This window comes from Akkermansia sp. UNK.MGS-1 (assembly GCF_000980515.1).
Classification (GTDB): domain Bacteria; phylum Verrucomicrobiota; class Verrucomicrobiia; order Verrucomicrobiales; family Akkermansiaceae; genus Akkermansia; species Akkermansia muciniphila.
On record NZ_LBCB01000009.1, the window covers coordinates 101293 to 124666 of the forward strand.

Consider the following 23374-nt stretch of genomic DNA (forward strand, 5'->3'; position numbering starts at 1 on the left):
CATTAAGGATGCGTACCTGCTAATGCTCTATCTTAAACCTTTTCGCCGTCTTATCAATGGTGAGAAATATGAGTTGGAAGTAATCTTTCGTGACGGATATGGAGATTCCGGTGTTCGGAGGAAGTATGTAGGAAGAAAAGATTTCTCCGTGGTCGATCAATCGCCCTGGAGATAGTGAGACATTTTATTACAAGGTGGCTTTAAAGTATGAGAATAACGCTTACGATCCCTCTAGTGGCAATGCGGTCGCGTTCAACGTCACGATGGACAGGGAACCTATCCAGGAAGGGAAGTACGAAGGGAACTCGACGATGAAGCGCGAATTCTCGCCTTCTCCCAAAAGCTCGCGCTGCAATGAAAAAAATCTTCCGGTATTTAATACTTCTGGCAAGCCTGTCCCTCCATGCCGCGGCATGGGGGGACATGGCCGACAACGGAGTGGAATGCTCCGTGGTGATGGAAAAAACCGAATTTGATGCGAGGGCTGCCTTCCCGGACTTCAAGCTGGTGTTCACGAACAAGGGCGAAAAGACCGTGCGTCTGTTCGATGATTTCTATCCCCTCAAGGATAACGGCCCGAATATTTTCATAAAGATTTTTCAAAAACAAACACGAGGGCAGAAGAAAGAAGCTGCGTGGTACAACCCCAGGTATCAAATTGAGCGAGGACGTTTCTTGAACTTCATTGCGCTGAAGCCCGGAGAAAAGCATGAAGTGCTCATTAAGGATGCGTACCTGCTAATGCTCTATCTTAAACCTTTTCGCCGTCTTATCAATGGTGAGAAATATGAGTTGGAAGTAATCTTTCGTGACGGATATGGAGATCCCGGTGTTCGGAGGAAGTATGTAGGAAGAAAAGATTTCTCCGTGGTCGATCAATCGCCCTGGAGATAGTGAGACATTTTATTACAAGGTGGCTTTAAAGTATGAGAATAACGCTTACGATCCCTCTAGTGGCAATGCGGTCGCGTTCAACGTCACGATGGACAGGGAACCTATCCAGGAAGGGAAGTACGAAGGGAACTCGACGATGAAGCGCGAATTCTCGCCTTCTCCCAAAAGCTCGCGCTGCAATGAGAAAATCTTCCAAATTTTAGGGCTTTTGGCCAGCCTGTTCTTCCATGCTCCTGCATGGGGGGATATGGCCGATAACGGGGTTGAATGTTCCGTGGTGATGGAAAAGGCTTCGTTCGATCCAAGAGCCGTTTTTCCGGACTTCAAGCTGGTGTTTGCCAATAAGGGAGAAAAGGCTGTGCGTCTTTTCGACGACTTCTATCCTCTCAAGGAACGCGGGCCGAATATGATCATCAAGATATGGAGTCAGGGAAACGGAAAGAAGGGAAAAAGGCCAACGGCATGGTATCTTCCCTCCTATCAAATGGAGCGTGTCGCGAATCTTATGCGCTTTATTACTCTAAACCCCGGAGAGAAACATGAAGTGCCTGTCAAGGATGCATACCTGCTGCTGACCTGTTTACAACCTCTGGCCAGCGGGAAAATATACGAATTGGAAGTACGTTTCCGGGACGGATATGGAGATCCGGATGCCCGGAGGGAGTATGTGGGGAAAAAGGATTTTATCGTCATTGATCAAACTCCCAGGTGAATTTGAAAAATTAATATAGCCCCGTTCATGAAATATGAACGGGGCTTTTTTGTGGAGGGGAGGCAAACCCCTTCTTTGGAATTTTAAACTATGAAGCCTGTGCTAAGGGGTATTCAGGGAATGAAATTTGAATGCTGAAATAAACGACGATGGACAGCAGGGGGACTCGTTTTTCCTGTAAATCCAGGGAAGGGATATTTCCGTAACATGGACGGGGAAAGTTTCAGGAGCCGGTTGTGTCCGCCCGTGCAGTGTAAAGGCCGCTGTCAGACTGGCGGTGACTCCGCATTGATGCAAATGGTTCGTACGCGTTTTCTAACGGCTGGATAGAAGTTGTTTCAACTCCGGAAGGCGAAAGTGCAGCGGAGGAAGTTCTTGCTCAAGCTCAGCTGATTTTTCTTTTCTCAGCATTTCAGCCCGTTCTTCCAGTTTTCGGGCTTCTGCCAGAATTTTGCGTATTTCCTGCCGGCCCCGGCCTATATGGGCGACGGCCCGGGAAGGATCCGGAGTAAAATCCGGTCCTCCCTTAAGATATTTTTCAAAGTATTGCTGGTAGCGTTCCGCCAATTCCCTTCCTCTGGCAAAAAGCTTGCGGTCTTCTTCCACATAGGCCGTCACGGCGGGATCCACGTTTTTCGTGCTCAGGTCCGCCAGTTCTTCGTCCCTTTCCCGCAACAGGTCAGCCGCATCCCTGCTGCTTTCTTCCAGGCCCGGAAGGGTAGGGTTCTTTTTCAGTTTCAGGAGGCGTTGCACCAGTACGTCGCTTTTTTCCGAGTATTCCGTATTGATGTCCGCCGCCTTTTTCCAGTAGGAGACGGTAGGATCACCGCAGGAGACCATCAGGAACGCGGCCAGCATAGGGAGCATGCGCCGCAGGAAAACAGGGGCATTCATTTATCCTTTGTAGCATGCCCCAGGCGGGAATCAAGGGTGTTTTCCGTTTCCCCTGTTGTTGTTTCGCGTTGAAAAGCGGTGAAGCTTAATTGATTTCAATTCCGGAGTTTTTCTTTTCCACCGGAGGGGGCATTTCCACCACGCCGCAGCTGTTTCCGGGGGTCAGCAAAATTTCCACTTCCAGAGGCAGGGTCGTATCCGCCAGCAGCCCTTCCGGGATGGATATGCCTATGGGAGCGGAGCTTTTACCGGGCAGCACTTCCTGGGGGGAAATGATGTCCAGAATGAGGCGCCCATGTTGGAGAATATTGATTTTACTGATGGAGAAGGCATCCTTCAGGCTTGTATTGTGCAGAGTAACGCCCTTGAGCTGGGACGGGGCGAACGGCCCTGGAATAGTGAAGCGCAGAATGGTGTTTTTTTCTCCGGCAAGGGGAAGCCAGTACGCCGCGATAGGCGCGTTGGGATTCAGGCTGTCCGTGGAGTAGGAGGATCCATTGAGGCGTTCCATCATCAGGCTGGAAAGTTCCGGGGAGGCGGGTACGCCCCAGCCCTGGGAGTACATGAGGGAAAGCAGGTACAGGGCCTCCTGGTCCCGGTATTGGACCGCCATTCTCAGGAAACGCGCTGCCTGGGCGTAATCCCGGGAGGCAAGGGGAGGCTGCTGGGGAAGGCGGGGAAAGTAGGAGGGGATGTCCATGAGCAGAATGCCCAGCTCCTTCATGGCTTCATAGCACCCTCCTGTGGCGGAACGGTAAAGCCATTCCACGCCTTCTTCCGGCCTGGAACCGTCGGGACAGTCCGGAGATATGAGGGTTTTCCCCAGTGCCTGCTGGGCTATCGGGTAGCCGGCTTTGGAAAGTTGCTCCAGGGCCGGCAGCATACCCGGCATGGAATTTGCCTGGTCGAGAATATTTTTGTTCTCCGGGGAGGGCGCGGCGATTGCCGCCACAAGATTTTTGTAGGCCGGGTCATGGAGCAGGGCCGGTTCCGGTACGGGGGGAGCAGCGATGAAACGGATTTTCGGGAAGGCTTCCTCCGTGCGTTTCGTCTCGTTTTTGAAACATGCCATTTGCATGGGAACGGCCTGGTGGGCGGCATTTTCAAAGGAGTACGTGTAGGTGCGGTCCGTGGACAGTTCCGGAAGTGCGGGAAAGAAGAAGGTGGAGGTGGATTGCCCCGGCACCGTGAAGGAGGGGACGGCATTGATGGAGCGGTCTACCAGGACGCCGTTGGAGTCCCGGATGGTGAGGTACAGTTTTTCCCCGTTTGCTGCCGGGGGAATGATTTGGAGATAAATGCAGGAGATGCGCAGTTTTTCCGGCAGGATGGGAGGAAGCCCGGAACGGGTCAGGATGGTGTCGTCAAGGCGCAAACGGAACTCCGTCAGCGACCGCGGTTCCAGCGCCGCGTCTTCCGTTATTTTGAGTTCCGGAATGCGGATGGATGCCAGATCCCGTGGCGGCGGTTCCGGTTCTCCCACGTTGGAGCTTGCCGCGGGCTGCTGGATGGCTTCCTTGATGGTATTGATGGTAGTGCCCATAGGGGCTTTTTTCATGTAATCCAGCAGATAAAATGCTCCCGCTCCCAGCAGGATGGTGCATGCGCTTCCTACCAGCAGGGACATCATGTGGCGGTTGCGGCGAAGAGCGCGTGCGGACTGCCTGCGTGAGGCGGAATGAAGACCGTCCGTTCCGGTGGCGGCCTTTCTGCTGCCGATGTTTTTCCCGGCGCCGGGAGTTGGCATTCCTTCCGGATGGGCATGGCGGAGGTCTGCCGGGAGGACTTGAATAGTGGCGGAGGATTCTTCCCCGGAAATGGCGCAAATGTCGTGAATCCATTCGCCGGCAGTCTGGTAACGGCAATTGATCTGGGGGGCCAGCGCCTTGTCCAGGGAAAGCAGGAACTGCCTTGAATAATAGCGGGTGAGCACGGGATCGCTGTGCAGCGGCTGCATTTCATCTTCCGCCAGGCGCGCTTCCGCGCGGTCCGGAGGATTTCCTGTAAGCAGGGCGTAAAAAGTGGCCCCTACGGAATAGAGATCGCTCCACGGGCCGATATTCGTTTTGCCCAGCGCCTGTTCCGGGGAGGAATACCCCTGGGTGGTCAGGACGGTGGCGGCATGAAGTTTCAGGGCATGCCGTGCCGCTCCGAAGTCGATCAGCACGGGCGTGCCTTCCTCCGTCAGCAGGATGTTGCCGGGTTTGATATCCCGGTGGTAAATGTGCCGGGAATGGAGATAGTCCAGAATCCGGAGCAGGCGCGTCAGCAGCCCCTTGAGTTCGTCTTCCGTATACCGGTGCCCGGTGCTGTGAAGTTTTTCCCCCAGATAATCCAGGGAAAGGCCGGTAATATGCTCCATGGCGAAGTAGGCCGTGCCGTTGGCTTCAAAGACGGAAAGGATTCTGACGATGCCGGGGTTGTTGAGCTCCGCCAGCGTCTGAGCCTCGCTCAGAAAGCTTTTCAGAGCCCAGGTGTAATTTTCCAGATCGTGTTCATTATTGGGCCGGATATGCCCGGTCAGAGGGTCCCGGTAGGAGTATCTTGAAGGGAAGTTTTCCTTGATAACCACGTTGCGGTTCAGGAACAGATCCTTCGCCAGGTATGTGATGCCAAAACCTCCGCTACCCAGGACGCGGATGATTTCATATTGTTCCAGGCGCGTGCCGGGAGCCAGCTCCCGCTGGTAAACGAAAAAGGCCCCTTTTTCTTCCGCATGGGGCAGGGGCGGACGTCCGGGCAGAATCTGTTCCAGGCCTGTCGTCGGAGCGGGAGGCGGGACTTGCCCTGTCACCCGGGGCTGGTCGTCTGGCTGGCCTTCTTCTGCTGGCATGAGGGGAAAGTTCCTGAAACGGAGCTGGAGCATTCTTATATGCCGCGGAAGTCAAGTCAAGGGGAATGCCTGTTTTCCTCCGTCTCCGGGGGGGGCGGTATGGAAGATGTTTTCCTGACGTTAAATGGACGCAACAAACCCGGAAGGCAAAATGAAGGAGGAAGTTTTCTGCGGTGCCCTTTCTGCCTGTTCCTCTCGCAGAGGTTTGCGGCATTCCGGGAAGCTTGTTTCTTCAAATGTTCAGGGTTTATGGCGTTTGATGAATTCCCGGGCTGCTTTCAGGTAGGCGTCCGCCGCAGCTCCGGAAGGATCGTGTTCAAAAATGGTGTGGCCGAAACTGGGGGCCTCCCCCAGCCGGATGGAGCGGGGGATGACCGTTTTGTACAGCATCTGGGGCAGATGCCGTTCCACCTGGTCGATGACCTGGCGGGAAAGATTGGTGCGGCCGTCATACATGGTCATCAGTACTCCTTCATGCCGAATGCGGGGATTGGCGCCGCTGGCGCAGATTTGCGCCGTCACGTGCAGAATCTTGGCCAGCCCTTCCAAACCGAACCATTCGCATTGGAGGGGAGTCAGCACTTCGTCGCAGGCGGCCAGGGCGGAGGTCATTAAAACGCCCAGGGAAGGTGGCGTGTCCATGATGCAGTAATCATAGGTGTCTGACTCCCGCAGGGGAGCGAGCGTTTCCCGGAGGCGGGTCAGATGGTTGCCGGAACGGGCCAATTCTATTTCCACGCCGGCCAGGTCCATGGTGGAGGGGATGATATCCAGCCGTTTCCTGCCGGAAGGCAGGATGCACTCTTCCGCCGGAAGCTGGCCGAGCAGGGCCGGATACAGGCTGGGCATGTCTTTTCCGTCAATGCCCATGCCGCTGGTGGCATTGGCCTGCGGGTCCAGGTCAATGACAAGGATTTTCTTTTTCAGCTGAGCCAGGGCGGCAGCCATGTTGATGGCCGTAGTGGTTTTTCCCACTCCCCCCTTCTGGTTGGCGATGGCGATGATTTTCATTCAGGAAAAGGATGCGGAAAAATGGTAGCATAACGGGAGGTCCTTTCAATCATTTTCCCGGAGAGCCGGAAGCTCTCTCAAGCCTCAGGGCTTTCTCCCTTGGGGGGCGGTGTGTTTCAGGGAGGGGAAGAGCGGGGGAGAAACGCTGCCGCAGATACGGCGTCAGGGAGCTGTTGGAATGGCGGGGCGTTCGGAAGACAGGATAAGACGGAAGCCCAGCGCGTTATCCCTCGTATTTTCCGGCAGGGGAGTGCGGATGGAAGTGGTGAGCTGTTTGGGGCGGAAGGACAGGTAGCTGCCTCCGCGGGCGACGCCGTAGTTGCGGATGGGGAGAGATTCCGGCCCCCCATAGGAATCGTCTACCCATTCCATGACGTTTCCTTCCAGGTCGTACAGGCCCAGGTGGTTGGGCGGAAAGGTTTTTACGGGAGCCGTGTATGGCTGCCCGTCGTTATATCCTACGATAACGCGGGAGGACGGCAAGTAAATCAGGGCGGACTGATCCGCAAAATTTCCCGTTTTATCAGGCGGCGGCCATGAATACCCCCACGGGAAGGCTTCCCGGGAGTTTTCATGAGGCAGCGTCTTTTCATAGGGGGAGGCTCCCTGTTCATCCGTCAGACGCACCCAGGAACTCCATTCCTCATCCTTGGGAAGACGGTAGGAGTCGTGCTGATCAATCAAGCCCAGTGCCCGCTCCTTGCTGGTAAGCCATCTGGCGAAGGCGCGCGCATCCTGCCTGCTGACGTTCACCACCGGGTGGTCTTCTCCCTGGGGAAAGCCGGGCCGGGCCGGAGCTTTCCTTCCGGTAGCTTTCAGGAATTCCTGAAAGTCCTTTACGCGCACTTCGTGGGTCATGACCAGAGCATTTCCTCCCACAGGAACCAATTTGATGCCCAGGCTGTTAGTCCAAGGCGAGCCAAAGACGACGGACTTGTCCGGCTCCAACTGCAGGGAAAGGTATAAATCCTGCGGATCCAGCCCCCTGCGGCGCATGGTGGCGTGCCCCGGCAGTTTGATTTCAATGACGTAGGGAACCTGGTTGACGTATTCTTCAATGGGGGTGCGCCCGATGAGCCTGTTATTGAAAAAGACGCTGGCTCCCGGCGGATTGGTGGTGACGGTAATGGGCACCTGGAACACGCGGGTGACGTTCAGGACGTAGGCATTGTGATTTTCCGTGCTGCCGGAAGCCTGCGGAAGCGGATCCGCATTGATGGAAAATTCCTTGCCCAGCAGCCCCTCCCGTTCGCATTTCTTGTTCAGCCATGCCAGGTAGGCCGTGATGCCGTCCTGCGTGAGCAGGGCCACATCCTTCTCCGGATGCCCCGGTTCCGTCTGTTCCCTTTTCATCTGGAAATTCCCTTTCTGGCGGTCTTCCCTCAGAAATTTGTTGAACAGGGCGGCGGTAAGGGGGCCTTGCGCCACATGGCGTGTTTCTGCGGGCAGGTACGTAACACCCTCCGTATCCTTCCAGGGCTGGCTGTCCGTAGGGGGATGGTACTCCTTCAGCACACCGCCCAGGGCCAGCGTGGACCCTCCTTTGACGGTTCCCGCTTCTTCCTTGTCCGCAAACCCCGATTTCTTGATGGTATAGGCTACCGGGGAGCCGGAAGGCAGTTCAATGGGGCCGTAGGGCGTTTCATCCAGATAGTTGCCGTCCGCATCATACACGGACGCTCCCGCCGGGGAGCTGGTCACCAGCACGTATCCGGTCCGGGATTCTTCTTCCGGAGCGGATGATTGGATATCCGGATGAACATCCGAGGCAGGTTCCTCCGGCGGATGCTGGCTGTTGTTGAGCCATAAAGCCCCCCAGTAGGCAGTCAGGGCTCCGGCGACGGCTGCAGCCAGAAGCTGAAGAGCCCGTCTGAGTTTGCGGCGTTTCTTTTTCTTCTGAAGACGAAAACGGGAAGGAACTTCATACCCCCGGAGGGCGTCTATTTTTTCCGCCAGCTCCTCTGCGGAATCAATGGAGCATTCCTCAATGCGGGGTTCCGCCGCCTGGCAAATGATGGTGTTGAAGGCCTGCCATTTCTTGCGCACGGTGCCTTCCGGCAAGTCATCCGGGAGTTCGGGAAAATCCATGCGGTCCTTTCCCGTGCTGATTTCATACAGAACCTTGGCCAGCGCGTAAACGTCCGCCCTCCGGGTGCCGGGGCCGTCGGGGGGGATGAATCCCTCCGTCCCTACAAAGCTGCGCTGGTCCAGATGGGCCACCAAGCCTATGTCCGCCAGTTTGGGGCGTCCGTTGACAAAGATGACGTTCGCCGGCTTGATGTCCCGGTGCGTCAGGTTCTTGCTGTGCAGGTACAGCAGGGCGTGGGCCAGCTGGCTGCCTACCTCCAGGCAGTAATCCAGGGGAAGAGGCTTGTTGCCGGAAAACTTCTTGTCCGTCTGGAGCGTGCGCGGAATATATTCGTCCGGTGTAATATGAACCCCGGTGCGGGCGTCGTCGCCCAGTTCCATGACGTAATAATAAAACGGGGAATCCTGGTCATGCCTCCCTACATGCAGGATATGGACCAGCCCCGGATGGTTGCGGGCGATGGGTTCATACTGGAGAATGCCCTCAAATTCCCGGTTGAAAGAACGCTCGTCTTCAAAATCCTCCCTCCATACGATTTTGACGGCGCGCCACGCCCCGGTCAGGGATTTTGCCAGCCATACTTCTCCGTACGCGCCGCTCCCTATCTGGCGCACAACTTCATGGTCCGGAATGGAGGGAGTGGGACGCACCACCCGCTTGACGGGCAGCGTCGGCAGGTTGCCGCCGGGCATGGGTGATGCGTCCGAAGCCATGGAAAGCGCGGGAATCAGGAAATAACGCCCAGGTTTTTACCTACCTTGCAGAAGGCCTCAATCGCCTTGTCCAGCTGTTCGCGGGTATGGGCAGCGGAAATCTGCGTGCGGATGCGGGCCTGTCCCTTGGGAACGACGGGATAGAAGAAGCCGACGGCGTACACTCCTTCGTCCAGAAGTTGGGCGGAGAATTTCTGGGACAGGACGGCATCTCCCAGCATGACCGGGGAAATGGGGTGGTCCTTGCCGCCGATGGTGAATCCGGCTCCCGTCATGGCGTCACGGAAATACTTGGTATTGGCTTCTACGCGGTCGCGCGCTTCCGTGGACTGTTCCAACAGGTCCAGCACTTTGATGGAAGCGGCTACGATAGCCGGGGCCACGCTGTTGGAGAACAGGTACGGGCGCGCCTTCTGGCGCAGGACATCCACCACTTCCTTCGGGCCGGAGACGTAGCCGCCGGAAGCGCCTCCCAGTGCCTTGCCCAGGGTACCGGTGGTGATGTCTATATGGCCGAACAGTCCACGGTATTCATGCGTGCCGCGGCCCTTTTCGCCCAGGAAGCCCGTGGCGTGGCAGTCGTCAAAGTGGACAATGGCATTGTACTTGGCAGCCAGCTCGTGAATCTTGTCCAGCTGGGCAATGATGCCGTCCATGGAAAAGACGCCGTCCGTGGAAATCAGCTTCACGCGCGCTCCGGAGGCGTCCGCTTCCTGAAGCTTGGCTTCCAGGTCTGCCATGTCGTTGTTGGCATAACGGAAGCGCTTGGCTTTGCAGAGGCGCACGCCGTCAATAATGGAAGCGTGGTTCAGGGAATCGGAAATAATAGCGTCGTCTGCAGTCAGGAGGCCTTCAAACAGCCCGCCGTTGGCATCAAAGCAGGAGGGAAACAGAATCGTGTCTTCCGTGCCGAGAAATTGGGTAAGACGTTCTTCCAATTGACGATGAAGGGTCTGCGTGCCGCAGATAAAACGCACGGACGCCATACCGAAACCCCACTGGTCGATGGCTTTCTTGGCGGCTTCCATCACTTCCGGATTATTGGCAAGGCCCAGATAATTATTGGCGCACATGTTGATGACGGAGCGTCCGTCCTTCAGCGTCACCTGGGAGTACTGTTGGGAGGCGATAAAGCGTTCTTCTTTGTAAAGTCCTTCCGCACGCAGTCCGTCCAGGGTGGAAGTGAGGATGTTTTTGAATTCGGGGGTATACATGTTGAATAATGGAATATGAATTGAAATAGTCAGCAAGTGAACGATCAAGGATCACACGATTGCTCCCGTATCATTATCACAACGGAGGCGGGAGGAAAAGCTTAAAGAATACGGCCTGATGCCCGGAGGCGGGAGCCGTCCTTTCCCCGTGCAAAGTAAAAAAGCGGCAGGGGCGCAGGCATCCGCGCCTTACCTGAAAAAGAAGGCAAAACGTCGGAAAAATCAGCATTTCCCGGATACCGGGCAAAAAGAAAAGCCCCCGCCCGTTCACGGAAAAGGGATTTGATGCACCAGTGGATATTCGGATGCGCTTGGAAAAAATAAAGGCCGGAGCTGATTTGCTCCCTTAAACCTCCATTATCGGTTCCGGTTATGCAATCATCCTCCCGTTTTCTTACGGAGCCGCGGATTTGGCTGAATTCCAGCCCTTCGCATGAACCTCAAGCCGGAACCGGTTTCCGGCAGGGAGAACTTTCCTTTTTCTGGACGCCATGGGGAAACCTCTGCGATGCAGGCGTCCGGAGCAATTCCTATGATCCGTTTCAGGATACCTGGAGGGAAGGGGATGAATACGATGCATCCCGGTACAAGGGGAAAGGTCCATTTTTTTTCGGAAACCGGCCCTTCAACGTTAAGCTGCTGTTCAGAATGGTCTTCAAGGGCAAATGCCCCCCTCTTTGCCCCCCACCTTCAGGTGAATTTCAGGGAATCTTTTCTGGAGCGCCGGGCAGTACTGTTTCCCCCTCCTTCTGAATCTGTTGCCTCCGTGGGGAAGGACGGAATAAAAAAAGTTCAGCGTTCCCCATCCGGCTTAAAGGGAGGAGGCCGCAACCTGGGGTTTCTTGGCGGTTCAATCCCCGGTTTTCAGGGAAAATTCCATCATCCGGTCCCCCTCGAACGTGAAAAACGCCTCAAACCGTTTCCCGTCCAGCATGGCGGGCAGCCAGAACCGGTCATCCTGCCACATGAGGTCATAGGGAATCCCGTCCACCGGACACCAGAAGGGCTCCGCCTCGGGGGTTTCCGTGGGGGTGCCTGTAAAAGACGTCGCCATAAACACATGGCAGCGGATTTCCGGAATGGTGCCGCAGGCAAAGGAAAAATTCAGCACGCCCATTTCCCGGGCATCCTCAATATCAATGTGAAGCTCTTCCCGAACTTCCCGCAAAACGCATTGCAGGGCCGTTTCCCCCGGTTCAAACTTTCCGCCGGGGCCGTTCACCTTGCCCGCGCCGATTCCCCTCTTTTTGCGTATCAGGAGAATCCTTCCTTTCTGCACCACGAACATTAACGTGGCGAGAATATCGGGGGTCCACTGTGCGGGCCATTGAAAGCCGCTGCTTTTTTCTTGCATGGGCGCATATTACAGGATGGGAAGGGAATCATGAAGAAAAATGCGGAATACTGTGACCATCACACATGCTTGAAAAGGGTTGAATTCTCTTAAAGAAGCTTGAAATGCCTTGAAAATGCGTGTTTGTTGCGGAGGAATGGGAGGGAGCAGAAGAAGTCGCGCCCATAAATGCCCGTAAGGGGGCATTTCCTGAGTGGAGGGCGTTAGGGATATATGCCATACTTGTTCACATTCGGATGCTCCATCAACCTTCGAGGTTTCTGCAGGGCGGGATAAAAAGGGAAATTCCTTTTCCGCCATGACTGGAATGAATCTCTTTTTCCTTTTCCCGCAAGGCCGTCGCGTTCTATGCTTCTTTATCTCTCCCGGTTTATATTTCGCCGGAAGGTTTACTTTCAACATTTGCAAAAGCATGTATGACGTCGTAGCTCTCGGAGAATTGCTGATAGACTTCACTCCCTGCGGAATAAATGACCGGGAACTGCCCGTTTATCAGGCCAATCCGGGCGGAGCGCCCTGCAACGTCCTGTCCATGCTGTCCAGGCTCGGGCGCAAAACCTCCTTTATTGGCAAGGTGGGCCACGACATGTTCGGGAAAATGCTTCGCCGCACGCTTCAGGAAGAAGGCATCGGAGATTCAGGTCTCGTCGCATCCCGGGAAGTCAATACGACGTTGGCTTTCGTTCAGATTGACGAACACGGAGACCGTGAATTTTCCTTTTACCGTAATCCCGGCGCCGATATGAAGCTGACTGCGGGAGAAGTGGACCTTGAATTGGTGGAGCACGCGCGCGTCTTCCATTTCGGGACGATTTCCATGACGCATGATGATGTTCGGAGGGCTACCCGGCATGCCGTCAGCCATGCGCGGAAAAAAGGAGAACTCATCTCTTTTGACCCCAATCTCCGTCCGCCCCTGTGGCCTGATATGAAACTGGCCCGGGAACAAATGCTCTACGGATGCGGCGCATGCGGCATCATGAAAATAGAAATGGAGGAACTTTTCTTTCTCACCGGCTGCGCCACCATGGAAGAAGGATTGAGGATTTTGCAGAGGGAGTTCGACAATTTGCGCCTTATTCTGGTGACGGGGGGCAGAAAAGGAAGCTGGGCTGCCTATGAAAGCAAACTTATTCACCAGCCTACGTACTTGAATGTCAAGACTATTGACACAACAGGAGCCGGAGACGCCTTTTTGGGATGCTGCCTGGACCGGATTTTGGAAACCGGGCTGGAAAACCTGACGGAAGGCCAGTTGGCGGACATGCTTTTATTCGCCAATGCCGCCGCTTCCATTGTGACGACACGCAAGGGAGCCATCCGTTCCATGCCGAGCCGTGAAGAAGCCGTGGCCCTGATGGCGGAGGGTTTTTAACGGATGCCGTAAGGGCCAATCCTTTACTGATTACGTCCGGATTGTTTCCGGCAAGTAAGAGTTCGGGGGGGCCGGAAGTGGGGAAATGCCTTTCTTTTTATAGCGCATGCCCTCCCCTGTTGATAAAAAATGTGTTGCGGCTTATTTTCCCGCCGGCGGCAAACGAAAACCGCAAGAGCTGGAAACCAGCAACTTGCGGTATGAAAGAGGATGGTGCTCGGGAGGGGACTCGAACCCCTACGGTTTATCACCACTAGATCCTTAGTCCTATGCATTACTATTGATTATCAATAATAAACGTTTTTTAACTCCTCTCGGCTACCAATAGGCTACCAAACGTGCAGAAGCAAGCCCTTTTTGAATGCCTTTTCGCAGGTGTAAAATCTGCCCTCTTATGTCTTTTTAAGAGATTGGAAATTTACTCTATATTCAGAATTCACTGCATTAGTAAATTTCCGAATATGGAGTAAATCAAGCGAATGCAAGAAGGGTTTTGTTGGTCGAATGAGGTTGAGTATTTTCCTAGGACAACTTCACCATGTCCGCTAATTGCAGGAAGTACTCTGTCGACCAGATATTAAGCGTGTTCTGATCTTTGATGAAAGGCATGACATCGTCCTTTCCAGAAAATTCAATTAGTTCTTTTTCTTGTTCGTCTTTTCGGCACATGCCCGGATAATGGAGATATCCATCCCGGTGATCATGTCCCAGTCAGCTCTCAGGTACTCATTCAAATAAGACCGCATGGTCTTCATCGACTGAATGTGAAGATTGGATGAAGAGACAATCAAATCGCACAAAGCTTTTTCGGGAGTCGCTGTCAGGTAGAAATACCCTTCTTCCGTCTTTTGCCGGGTCAGGCCAATCGGAAAATAAGCCTCGGGCGCCTGAATGTGTACTCGTAACGACCTGTCGCATTGTCAAACACCTTGCTCCGCTTCATGCAGGAGGACTTGAGAAGAGCCACCCGTTCCGGTATCACTCCTGCCCTGGATAATACCGTTTCATAAGAAACATAGGAGGAATGAAGAAGATGGTTCGCGACAAGTTCACGAGAATAAGTGCCCTCCCCTTCTTCAGGAAGACACAGGTAAATCTCCCGGCGAAGATTGAGAATGACGCCTTCTCTCTGCAGGAGGGATATTTTGACCATGGGAGCCTTGTACTCCTTAAGCGCAGACTTAAGGGTATGTGTATTGACAGGGACAGTCTCAAACTATTTGGACAGAAAAGAAGCCATGTGATCGAATAGAGAAAAGTTAGCGAGAATTGCAGGAAAAATCAGCTCAAAATGAAACAAGTGTGCAAAAATCGCTAAAATTGATGACGAACGTGAAGAATATTCAACGGTAACTTTGTCAATGAGAGGATAAATGCTCCCCTTGTAATCGCTCCCTCGTCGTACTGAGGTTGACAAACCAGATATTCCCAGACAGTGGATAAGAAGAAATCACTCGCAAGAACTCTTTCCGATACCTCTTTTACTGAAAATTGCTTCATTAACAACGCAACAAAGCCTCTGCCGCAGTCACGAGAGTTTGACGAATTTCCAGAGCCATTTCAGAAGAAACGTGTGTCCCCACAAAATCGGCAGCTTTGGAGGGACCTTCGTCTTCTTCCCTGCTAAAATAGGTTTCCAGACATTGAAGTGCGTCCTGTGTTGCCGTATTGCCCGATTTCTTCTCGAATGCAAACTGTTGGAAAATATTCCAGCCATCCTGATGTTTCCCATCGTAGTAACGCATGACGTAGTACAGGTCGTAGGCATCCTTGGGTTGGCGGCGATGAAGAAACGCCCGCAACTTAAGCATCAGGAAAGCTCCTGCTTCACAAACACGCAGAGGAACCTGTATGGCTTCCCCCTCTTCATCCGGAACTTCAAACATGATTTTGCGGGAGGACTCGATAGCCCGTTTAACGCCCAGCAAATTACTGGCTCTGATTCCGGCTATTTCTATCGAACTGGTGGGGTGGACGTGTTCTGTGAGAAAGTCAATAGGGATACGAATGCCATCTATATCTGCTATAAAACGTCCTCCTTCCTTCTGATCTTCCCGGTACCCCAATGCTCTCAATTTCCAATCGATAGGTGACATGTCCCCGTCTACAGCAACACTGATTCCCAAATCCACATCAAGAGTCACCGGCCTCAAGAGAGTGGTATTCATATTGCCGGAACAGATGAACCTGGGCACCAGGCCCCCTATTAAAACCATGCCATGACGATAGTTTTCCAAGGCTCCCCACAGGGAGGCAAGTACCTTTCCCGCATGATTCGTAATAACTTCGCTGTAGCTGGTATAATGATTAAATTTCATGATTCCTGCAAAAATCCGGACATTGTTCAAGGGCCTCCAGGGCTTCTTCACTCCTCAGCCCCTGTCCCTTCAAATCGATATAAATTTGCGCATCCGAAACCAGCGGGACATGACGGGAACGTTGGAGTTGACGCAGGACATCCTGATCTTCAGAATAGAACAAGAGCAGATTTCCCCCTTGTTCCACTCTTCTTCCCACCAACCCCGGAGACAATTCAGACAAATCCGGAATACGAGACACATAGGCACTACAAATGACTGGTTCCGTAAAAGAGGCGCGTTGCCAGGCTCCAACCCATTGTGTAAATCCTACCCTGGCTCCGTTCTTCTCCGCCCACTGGAGCAACATATCAGCCAGTTCGGCAATACCGATTCCTACAATGGAATACCGGACAACTCTCTGATGAGCGCGCTTTTCATGCCATATGTCCAACAACTCCCGTTCATGAAGAAGAGAAACTTGCCGATAAGGATGACGATCAATAAATTGCCTATCTTCCAGCCCCTTGATGACTTTATTCACCAAGGCTGTACTTGTTCTTGTTGATTCGGCCAAATCCTTTTGGCTCCATTTTTTGGAAACATTGAAAAGAAGAGCCCGGACAATGCGTTCGCTTTTACCGGAGAACAGGTCTTTGGCGCCTTTGTTGAATCGAAATCGTTTCAAGGGGCTTCCAGTATTGCCAAAATAAACTTTCCCTTTTTTGTAATAAAACGCTCCATTGGGATCAGCAACGGCAACATGAGCTTCCAAGGCTTTTTTAACGAACGGCCCCGCTGGAATACAGGGAAGAACGAGTAATTGATCCCTAAAGGAATCCAGATTTCGAGGCGGCATCAGCCTGTAAACCGTCGGCAGTTCAATGTATCCCTGCGGCCTCCCGGCATCATCATATTCCTCAAAATCAAGAACCACTCTGGTTGACTCAATGGACAGTCGCGGAAAGTCCCATGTATCGTGAAGCTTTGCGAATGCCTCACGCAATTCATTTTCTGTAGAAATAAGGGATGCTTCCTGCCTTGACTCCATAGGACTTTTCTACTTGATCTGCTTTGTATGCACAACATAAATTTACTCTATATTCAAAATTCACTGCGTCAGTAAATTCTACCTATAGAGTAAATTCGAGCTCTAAAGTTTTTGAGTGAATGATTAAAAAGGGGGCAACGGCAACTATGTCAATGAGAGGATGAATGTTCCCTTTGCAAGCGCTCCCTCGTTGCCCTGAGGTCGACAAACCGGCTGCTTCCAAGGCACAGGATGCAAAGCATGCCGTTCTTTTCCCAGTTGTAGACGGTTCTGCGACAGGGGCAGGAGGAACTGTCGAACAAATCGGTTCCTTTCGGGAAAAGAGACAATTTGACAAGCTCGGTTTCTTCCATGACGTATCGGAACCCGTTGCCGAGGGCTTGCCGTGCCAATCGTTGAGACAGAGCTTTCATATCTATGTAGTTCGTCTTACCTATCCGTTTTACAGGAAGGCATCTGTCTTCAATCCAGGCATGGATAGTTCCCCAGGAGGGTGATGAGCCCGGAAAGAAAATTCCGGAGCTGGTCATGAATTGACCGATACGGCAGTATTGAGGTACTTGTATGGGAGATGCTTGTTTTGAATGCATCCCTCTGGAATTTACCCATATAGCCGAACTTCCTGACAACTATCGAACTACCGAGGAATAGATCGAATTTTATTCGTAATACGTTGATAAATAATAATCAAATATTAAGCTTCCATTTTGCTTCTTGCCTGAGGAAGGCCTCATCTTAATCTAAACCACCTATAATCATGACTACTCAAGGTCGAGCTCATTTACCTTCCCTCCAATCCGAATATTGGGAGTACTCGGAGACTGTCTCTATCGAAACGCCACAGGGAAAACAAAAGCGGGTATCTTCCGCCAGAGATCGTCTTATAAGGAGCTGGAGAGAAATCCTGGCAAACTCAAAAACAAATCCGGGGGTATCTGTGAGAAAAAATCACAGAGAAGAAACGCTTCTTAAAGAAATTAAAAAGGACCTCAGAGAAAAAGGAGGATATCTGCGTGCGTGGAGGTATTCCCCAAATGCCCCCATTCGCATGGAGATCCACACATCTTCCTTTCAATACAGGCAGGCTCTTTTCCCCAGGCAGCTCCTGACCTCAAAAATCAAGGATGCTGGTGTAGTAGATGAATACGGACGTTTTTCGGAAGAGTATCTGAACCTTTACTACTCCTTGCCTTGGGAATTGTACTGCGATGAAAGTATTAGACTCGAATCACACCCTCTGTTCGACTCAAACTGTTCTCTTGATGATGAGAAGGTATTGAGAAGCGAAGCTGTATATGCGCAATCCATCGTTAAAACACCCCGGGAATGCGAACAGTTGATACTGAAACTCCGTAGAGCTGCTGGCATGTTAAGGGCATTGCCTTTGAAAAAGGCCGCAAAGTTCCTGGAAACGCCCGTTGAAGATTTTGAAAATGAATCTCCATTGGACGCCAGAGACACATTGGGTTGGACGTTGGATATCACCTCCGCCGAAATAGCCAAAGAAGCAGACAGAATTCTTGCCATGGATACGATCCTGCCGGCAGAAAAACACGATGGAGTCAATAGCTGGCGTGCCCTCAAACTTGTTTTCATCGCACTGTGTGCGGAAAAAGGATTTAAGAATTTCACTCGCTGGGATGTACGTGAAAAATGGCTTCAATTGTTTGCGCCTCCCAACTCCTGCAAGAAAGACTCTTTTTCAATCCTGTCCATTTCTTCCGGGTTGCAGGAAGGAGGAGCCAAATGTTCATCCAATACCAAGTTGGCACAGCTTTTGACTCGTTGGGGATTCGGCTGGTTTCCGACTTCGTAAAAATGGATTTCATTTTTCGGAAAATGAACCATTGAGTTTTTAAAAGTCGGCATGCAGGAACCATGTCCTCTCTGTATCCGTTTCTCATGTACTACGGATATGGGACGTGCTCGATATTTGGCATATTCATTGTAAGTTGCTTGTGACTGAAAGTCAGGAGAGGAAATTCCATGTCCGATAGTTGATTAAATTACCCGCAGTCTGAGTAGATTCCGAAAGGATGCGGTCAGCACAGGCATCCTCCATATCGGAATCTCAATGCTGTCGAATCAAAGAATTCGTAGATAATAACGAGATTTTTTCATTAGGCTCTACACCCTCCCGGGTACTCATTTATTCATGGATCAAAGAAGGAATTCTTCCCTGCAAAAGAATAAATGAAGAAAGGGTTATACATCTGTCGGCATTGAAGACATGCTTGGAAGCGCAGGCCCTGCAGAAGGGCTTCCAATATGAATTAGGGAAAACAACCCTTGTCAAATTGTCCCTTTTTCCTTCCTTGTTCCCTCCTTCTGCCATCCCGTGCCGCAGAACAGTCTACAACTTGGAGAAAAAGGGGCTTCTATGTGTCCTGAGTATCGGGAAAAGTCGCTTTGTAGACGTTCACGCAACGGAACAGCGTTTGAAACAGCGAGGTCATCCATCCCTCTTCGGTATGGTTCGGAGATGCAGATCCATCCGGAAGCCCAAGACAAAGGCTCTCTGTGAACTAGAAAATACATACCAAACTGAGCAACCATTCCAAGCAGTCCCTTCTCACACCCCATGCACTTGGGATACCTTCTTTTGGGGATGTCCACTTCCTTCTCAAGAAAAAGCCCTGCCTGACGAAATCGTTCTAACCGTCAAGACAGCTCTGCATGGCATAACCGATCTACATGGGTTCATCAAACATCTGGAGGGCAATCCTTCAAATCATGCTTTGGGGAAGAGCCTGTTGCACAACGTTCACCAAAAAACATCCCGGGAGAATGAACTGAAATTGTCGACCAGGAAGCTCACCCTCTATTTACCGTCCCCTTATCAAGGAGGGCCTAGGCCTCGGAATACTCCTGTCAACCATTGTTCATTGCCTGGACAATTCGCACCCTTCTGGCCATTTCCTTCGTTAAGGGAGGTCCCCCCACCTCTTTCCCATGTGGAGCTTGTCGTCAGCCAGAAAGAGGAAAGTATCCTCATAACCATGTATATCTCAGTAAACCTTCTGAGAACACTAAGAAATCATCTCTGGATGATAGATGGAACCGCCGATCAACAGACGGCTCAAGAGCAGTTCTCTCGAATTTATTTTAGTAATCCCGCTATTGCCGATCAGAAATCTGCTAACTGGTTAGCAGAACCCATTACTGCTGCACAACGCACTGCTAACCTCAAAAAGATGCTGAATGCTGTGATTGATATGGAATGGGAGGACATCAAGCGAGCTTACTTCCAAACCCAACAAGAAAAATATCCTGTGGGCAGCATTTGGGACAACGGGGTAAGCGTTACTCTTGCAGGTATGGAAGTCTGCTACCATTATCTTTCCGCAGGGAATGCTCCATTCATCGTCAATCAGATGAAGCCATTTTTTGAGAAGCATTTCAAAAAGAATCGATTTAGAATACACGGAGAGCGGGCAGGCGCCATTGATTGCGGAAAGGACGATCAGGAAAGCCTCGTGTCCTGCCATGGATATCCGCGTAATGGCATGGAACTTGTTTGCTACGCCAAGACAGCTGACATCTTCAAATTTGAGCTCAGATGTAATAGAGGCGCACTTGTTGCGGATTTTCCTGAAGGCGCATGCAAAAGACGAATGTGTAGCAGCCTGGATGACTTGTGCCGCCTCATTGATCATGTCATTAAGCATTCACGGGGACGAATAGAGGACTTGGTGAATAGTTTAAGCAAACCATTGCCTTCTGCCGATTCCATAGCCCTATGGTGGTTTTCCGTCCTTAATATGGATCGTAAGCTGCGATTATGGTCTGAAGCTCTGGATAGTGAACTCCTGCTGAGAGCAAGCCGAATCAAGGAGGAAGCCTTGAAAGCTCTCATTATGCCGGAGGGATGGCCCATCCGAAACCTTGGTGTGGAAACGGTCAATTTCATGCGAAGAATGGAGAGAAAAGGATACGTGAAAAGACATGCCGGAAGATATCATGCCTTGGTAAAAACGAATTCAAATCATGCTCCCTTAAATTGAAGGGAGGGCCACCTTGGGCACGCCTTTAACGGGTGTGCTCAAGGTGAGGCGGAAGGGGAGCTTCCGTGTTAAATCTTGCGTCGTCGAGCGGATTCTTTTTTCTTTGAGAGAAAGCGAAAAAGAAAAAAGAGAACCAGCGAGCGGGGGCGGAGCCGCCCCCCGCAAGATTACATCGGAAGCCTGGTTTCTGCTATAAATGAGGTATTTGATCGGAATCATCAGCCCCCTTCCTCCCTCAATTAAGGTGACGATGGTGTTATATGAAGATGAGCGGGACAAGTATCCGCCATTTCCCGACCTCTACATGCATTGCGTGCAGAGGCCTTTATCATTAACTATCAATAATATCAATTCATCATGGCTATCAAACTCATCGCCAACTACAGCAAGCGCCTCGGCCTGCCGGGGTATTCCTCCCATCAGTTTGAAGTCTCCATCGAAACGGAGATCGGAAATACGTCAGAACTCGATTTTGCCGCAGAACGTCTCTACAGCTCGCTCCAGTCCGCTGTAGATACCCAGATCCGGCGGGTCGGATTTGTCCCTGATGCCTCCTATGGATCGGGAAACATATCCGGCGCTCCGCTTCCTGCCATGCGTCAGGTTTCACGGCTGCCTGAGCCGCCGTCTTCGAATCCTCAGACATCTCACCCCGAAGAACCGGCGTGGAGCTGTTCGGAAAAACAGAGGCAGGTTATCCTATCGCTGGCACGTAAAAACGGGATCAACAATTCCGAACTTCATGATCTGGCCGTACTCTGCTTTGGCAAGGGAGCCTCACAGTTGAACAAGCTGGAGGCATCTTCCCTGATCAACGAACTGATAGAAAAATCAGGAGGAACATCCCGCAAGGCTCCTTCCTTCGGAAGCTGTGCTCGACTTCAGGAGGTTGCTGCACCTGAAATGCGGTAAACATCTGCATATCCCTGTTGCCGGAGCCTTTCCATGGAGGGCTCCGGCAACGGAGTCTTGTTTTATCTGCCGTATCCAGAAATTCCTGAGCCGGGAAGTTTTCCGGCTCTAATCACCAAAACACTTCTTTTCAAAGCAAGCTCTTGTTCAGTAGTAGATATCTTCGGTTCCCAAAAATCACATCATATTGTGATTTTACCAGAAAACAGAGTAGACAGAACATTCAAAACATGATATTTCACATTGTATTGTGAATTTGAGTGATATCGGAACATACATTCGAGAACGACGCCGGATACTGGGCATTACCCTGAAGGATTTGTCCGAACTTTCCGGCATAGGGATCAATACGCTCAATAAAATCGAACTTGGGCAGGCCAACCCGACATTCAGAATCCTGATGGAACTATTCGATGTACTGGGACTGGAAATGTCGTTGAGCCCCAAAAGAACCGATGTGATGAAAGGGCCTGAATCATGAGAAACGCCCTTGTATTGTTGCGGAATATCCCTGCCGGAACGTTGACAGAAGAATCCCCTTCCAGCTATGTATTCCGGTATCTGGATTCCTACCTGATGAGAGAAGAGCTTCCTCCCATCAGCCTGACAATGCCTAAAACCTCCGAAGAGTACCGTTCCCCCCATCTATTTCCCGTTTTCTTCAACATGCTCTCGGAAGGCGTCAACAAGGAAATTCAGTGCCGTCATTTCCATCTGGATGAAAAGGATCATTTCGGGCTGCTCCTTGCAACAGGTCATGATGATACGATTGGAGCATTAACAGTACAGCCTTATACCAACGATGAACATTGACCGTTGCCCCTCGACGCTGGTTCCCGGATTCACCTCCTACAGCCCGGCCGGATTGCGGAAACTGTTCGACGGTAAAAAAGTGTCTCCGATTCTTCCTTATGACGCCCCCGATATTCATGGAGAGCCGGAAGAGTTTCTGAAAAACCGCGAGCATATTTCCATCTCAGGGGTTCAGGAAAAACTCTCTGTTCTTGTTGACCAGGGAACAATCCGTCTGACCAAGTCGGGAGAACAGGGAACGCATCTTCTGAAGCCAATCTCATCACGCCTCGCCCGGGCTTCCGACATGCCGGCCAACGAACACGTGACCATGCAAATTGCCGCTCAGCTATTCGGAATTTCAACGGCTCCCAACGGACTATGCTTTTTTCAGACCGGAGAACCAGCCTATATCACCCGGCGATTTGACATTACTCAGAAGGGCGGTAAACTACGCAAGGAAGACTTCGCCTCACTGGCCGGGAAAACATCCGCCCAGGGCGGTTCCAACTTCAAATATGATTACTCCTACCTGGAAATGGGAGAGCTCATCCAGCGTTACGTCCCCGCGTGGAAAATTGAAATGGAACGCTTCTTCCGTCTGGTGTTGTTCAATTATCTGTTTTCGAACGGCGACGCGCATTTGAAGAATTTTTCCGTACTGGAAACTCCTCAGGGAGATATGACCTTGTCCCCCGCGTACGATCTGCTCAACACAAGCCTGCACATTCAGGACAGCGATTTCGCCCTGTCCGGCGGCTTGTTTCGAGGCGCATCGACGCACACGAATCGCAACCTGTTTGAAGAGTTCGGACGGCAACTGGGGATGCAGGACAAACGCATTAGGACAGTCATCGACCATTTGATGAAATCCAGAGAAGAAGTAGAGACCCTAGTGAAGTGCTCATTCCTCTCTCCCCCGGCCAAACGAGCCTACATGCTCTCCTACAGAACGCGCTACAATACCCTTCGATGAAATTTACCTGCCATTTCCTTGCCCCCTATCATGAAATGAAACTTGTAGAGAACAGATTGCAGGGAAAGGTTTGAAAGCAATTCCGTACCGAGTAAGTTCCGAACAAGCTCAATACAAGTATCGGACAAGTTCAGGAGAACAGTCCCGACATCTTTCCATTCACTCAGACGATTGGCGGTAGGCAGCAATTCTTGCCGGCTGCCCGTTATATAGACTTGAAGACAGGCATTTAGCTTCTGTCTTCATCCCTCAA

At 51.7% G+C, this 23374-nt stretch carries 18 protein-coding genes; 9 read left to right on the top strand and 9 right to left on the bottom strand.

What is annotated here, in order from left to right; all coding sequences use genetic code 11:
- Positions 1-354: 354 nt before the first annotated feature.
- Together WW58_RS05610 and WW58_RS05615 are read left to right on the top strand one after the other, a co-directional pair.
- A complete protein-coding gene (locus tag WW58_RS05610; RefSeq protein WP_046436019.1) occupies positions 355-894 on the top strand; it encodes a hypothetical protein in 540 nt (179 codons plus the stop codon).
- A gap of 19 nt (positions 895-913) precedes the next feature.
- On the top strand, positions 914-1606 hold the full coding sequence (locus WW58_RS05615; RefSeq protein WP_237970300.1) for a hypothetical protein: 693 nt from the start codon (positions 914-916) through the stop codon (positions 1604-1606).
- A 315-nt stretch (positions 1607-1921) separates the two neighbouring features.
- Here WW58_RS05615 and WW58_RS05620 read toward each other — a convergent pair whose 3' ends face one another.
- The 6 genes from WW58_RS05620 to WW58_RS05650 all read right to left on the bottom strand — a co-directional run bounded on the left by WW58_RS05620 (position 1922) and on the right by WW58_RS05650 (position 11714).
- Entirely contained in the window at positions 1922-2500 is a 579-nt protein-coding gene (locus tag WW58_RS05620) for a hypothetical protein (protein WP_046436023.1), read from the bottom strand.
- A gap of 85 nt (positions 2501-2585) precedes the next feature.
- Positions 2586-5333, bottom strand: a complete 2748-nt coding sequence (locus WW58_RS13080) for a protein kinase domain-containing protein (protein ID WP_180975852.1) — start codon at positions 5331-5333, stop codon at positions 2586-2588.
- A gap of 240 nt (positions 5334-5573) precedes the next feature.
- The gene (locus WW58_RS05630; protein ID WP_012419139.1) at positions 5574-6344 is read right to left on the bottom strand and encodes a ParA family protein; all 771 of its coding nucleotides are present in this window, start codon (positions 6342-6344) and stop codon (positions 5574-5576) included.
- A gap of 162 nt (positions 6345-6506) precedes the next feature.
- The gene (locus WW58_RS05635) at positions 6507-9146 is read right to left on the bottom strand and encodes an SUMF1/EgtB/PvdO family nonheme iron enzyme (protein WP_046436025.1); all 2640 of its coding nucleotides are present in this window, start codon (positions 9144-9146) and stop codon (positions 6507-6509) included.
- 14 nt (positions 9147-9160) lie between these two features.
- Positions 9161-10360 (bottom strand): glycine C-acetyltransferase, encoded by a 1200-nt coding sequence (gene kbl, locus WW58_RS05640; protein ID WP_046436027.1) that lies wholly within the window; start codon positions 10358-10360, stop codon positions 9161-9163.
- Between the two features lie 850 nt (positions 10361-11210).
- On the bottom strand, positions 11211-11714 hold the full coding sequence (locus WW58_RS05650; protein WP_046436031.1) for an 8-oxo-dGTP diphosphatase: 504 nt from the start codon (positions 11712-11714) through the stop codon (positions 11211-11213).
- 412 nt (positions 11715-12126) lie between these two features.
- On the opposite strand from WW58_RS05650, the gene WW58_RS05660 reads away from it, so the two are divergent.
- Positions 12127-13089 carry a carbohydrate kinase family protein gene (locus WW58_RS05660; RefSeq protein WP_046436172.1) on the top strand — a complete coding sequence of 321 codons (963 nt, stop codon included), beginning with the start codon at positions 12127-12129 and terminating at the stop codon, positions 13087-13089.
- A gap of 856 nt (positions 13090-13945) precedes the next feature.
- Here the strand turns inward: WW58_RS05660 and WW58_RS13085 are convergent.
- The 3 genes from WW58_RS13085 to WW58_RS05675 all read right to left on the bottom strand — a co-directional run bounded on the left by WW58_RS13085 (position 13946) and on the right by WW58_RS05675 (position 16437).
- Entirely contained in the window at positions 13946-14242 is a 297-nt protein-coding gene (locus tag WW58_RS13085; RefSeq protein ID WP_128153382.1) for a hypothetical protein, read from the bottom strand.
- A 346-nt stretch (positions 14243-14588) separates the two neighbouring features.
- A complete protein-coding gene (locus WW58_RS05670) occupies positions 14589-15407 on the bottom strand; it encodes a nucleotidyl transferase AbiEii/AbiGii toxin family protein (protein WP_046436036.1) in 819 nt (272 codons plus the stop codon).
- On the bottom strand, positions 15397-16437 hold the full coding sequence (locus tag WW58_RS05675) for a hypothetical protein (RefSeq protein WP_046436037.1): 1041 nt from the start codon (positions 16435-16437) through the stop codon (positions 15397-15399). The genes WW58_RS05670 and WW58_RS05675 overlap by 11 nt, the downstream gene beginning before the upstream one ends.
- Before the next feature lie 757 nt (positions 16438-17194).
- Between WW58_RS05675 and WW58_RS13090 the strand changes: the two genes are divergently transcribed.
- The 6 genes from WW58_RS13090 to WW58_RS05710 all read left to right on the top strand — a co-directional run bounded on the left by WW58_RS13090 (position 17195) and on the right by WW58_RS05710 (position 23121).
- Positions 17195-18253 (top strand): hypothetical protein, encoded by a 1059-nt coding sequence (locus WW58_RS13090; protein ID WP_215833577.1) that lies wholly within the window; start codon positions 17195-17197, stop codon positions 18251-18253.
- A 1138-nt stretch (positions 18254-19391) separates the two neighbouring features.
- On the top strand, positions 19392-20441 hold the full coding sequence (locus WW58_RS13095; RefSeq protein ID WP_215833576.1) for a hypothetical protein: 1050 nt from the start codon (positions 19392-19394) through the stop codon (positions 20439-20441).
- A 357-nt stretch (positions 20442-20798) separates the two neighbouring features.
- Positions 20799-21353 (top strand): hypothetical protein, encoded by a 555-nt coding sequence (locus WW58_RS05695; RefSeq protein ID WP_102734757.1) that lies wholly within the window; start codon positions 20799-20801, stop codon positions 21351-21353.
- Positions 21354-21609: 256 nt separating this feature from the next.
- On the top strand, positions 21610-21834 hold the full coding sequence (locus WW58_RS05700; RefSeq protein ID WP_046436044.1) for a helix-turn-helix domain-containing protein: 225 nt from the start codon (positions 21610-21612) through the stop codon (positions 21832-21834).
- Positions 21831-22166, top strand: a complete 336-nt coding sequence (locus tag WW58_RS05705; RefSeq protein ID WP_046436046.1) for a HipA N-terminal domain-containing protein — start codon at positions 21831-21833, stop codon at positions 22164-22166. Before WW58_RS05700 ends, WW58_RS05705 begins: the two co-directional genes overlap by 4 nt.
- Positions 22156-23121, top strand: coding sequence for a type II toxin-antitoxin system HipA family toxin (locus WW58_RS05710; RefSeq protein WP_046436048.1), 966 nt, complete (start codon positions 22156-22158; stop codon positions 23119-23121). Before WW58_RS05705 ends, WW58_RS05710 begins: the two co-directional genes overlap by 11 nt.
- Positions 23122-23374 lie beyond the last annotated feature (253 nt).

Excerpts from the sequence above, each read along its gene's own strand:
- WW58_RS05710 (WP_046436048.1), top strand. The coding sequence starts at position 22,156 with ATGAACATTGACCGTTGCCCCTCGACGCTGGTTCCCGGATTCACCTCC.
- WW58_RS13090 (WP_215833577.1), top strand. The coding sequence starts at position 17,195 with ATGACTACTCAAGGTCGAGCTCATTTACCTTCCCTCCAATCCGAATAT.
- WW58_RS05660 (WP_046436172.1), top strand. The coding sequence starts at position 12,127 with ATGTATGACGTCGTAGCTCTCGGAGAATTGCTGATAGACTTCACTCCC.
- WW58_RS05670 (WP_046436036.1), bottom strand. The coding sequence starts at position 15,407 with ATGAAATTTAATCATTATACCAGCTACAGCGAAGTTATTACGAATCAT.
- WW58_RS13085 (WP_128153382.1), bottom strand. The coding sequence starts at position 14,242 with ATGGTCAAAATATCCCTCCTGCAGAGAGAAGGCGTCATTCTCAATCTT.
- WW58_RS13080 (WP_180975852.1), bottom strand. The coding sequence starts at position 5,333 with ATGCCAGCAGAAGAAGGCCAGCCAGACGACCAGCCCCGGGTGACAGGG.
- WW58_RS05620 (WP_046436023.1), bottom strand. The coding sequence starts at position 2,500 with ATGAATGCCCCTGTTTTCCTGCGGCGCATGCTCCCTATGCTGGCCGCG.
- WW58_RS05630 (WP_012419139.1), bottom strand. The coding sequence starts at position 6,344 with ATGAAAATCATCGCCATCGCCAACCAGAAGGGGGGAGTGGGAAAAACC.
- WW58_RS05650 (WP_046436031.1), bottom strand. The coding sequence starts at position 11,714 with ATGCAAGAAAAAAGCAGCGGCTTTCAATGGCCCGCACAGTGGACCCCC.
- WW58_RS05695 (WP_102734757.1), top strand. The coding sequence starts at position 20,799 with ATGGCTATCAAACTCATCGCCAACTACAGCAAGCGCCTCGGCCTGCCG.
- WW58_RS05705 (WP_046436046.1), top strand. The coding sequence starts at position 21,831 with ATGAGAAACGCCCTTGTATTGTTGCGGAATATCCCTGCCGGAACGTTG.
- kbl (WP_046436027.1), bottom strand. The coding sequence starts at position 10,360 with ATGTATACCCCCGAATTCAAAAACATCCTCACTTCCACCCTGGACGGA.
- WW58_RS05635 (WP_046436025.1), bottom strand. The coding sequence starts at position 9,146 with ATGGCTTCGGACGCATCACCCATGCCCGGCGGCAACCTGCCGACGCTG.
- WW58_RS05675 (WP_046436037.1), bottom strand. The coding sequence starts at position 16,437 with ATGGAGTCAAGGCAGGAAGCATCCCTTATTTCTACAGAAAATGAATTG.
- WW58_RS05610 (WP_046436019.1), top strand. The coding sequence starts at position 355 with ATGAAAAAAATCTTCCGGTATTTAATACTTCTGGCAAGCCTGTCCCTC.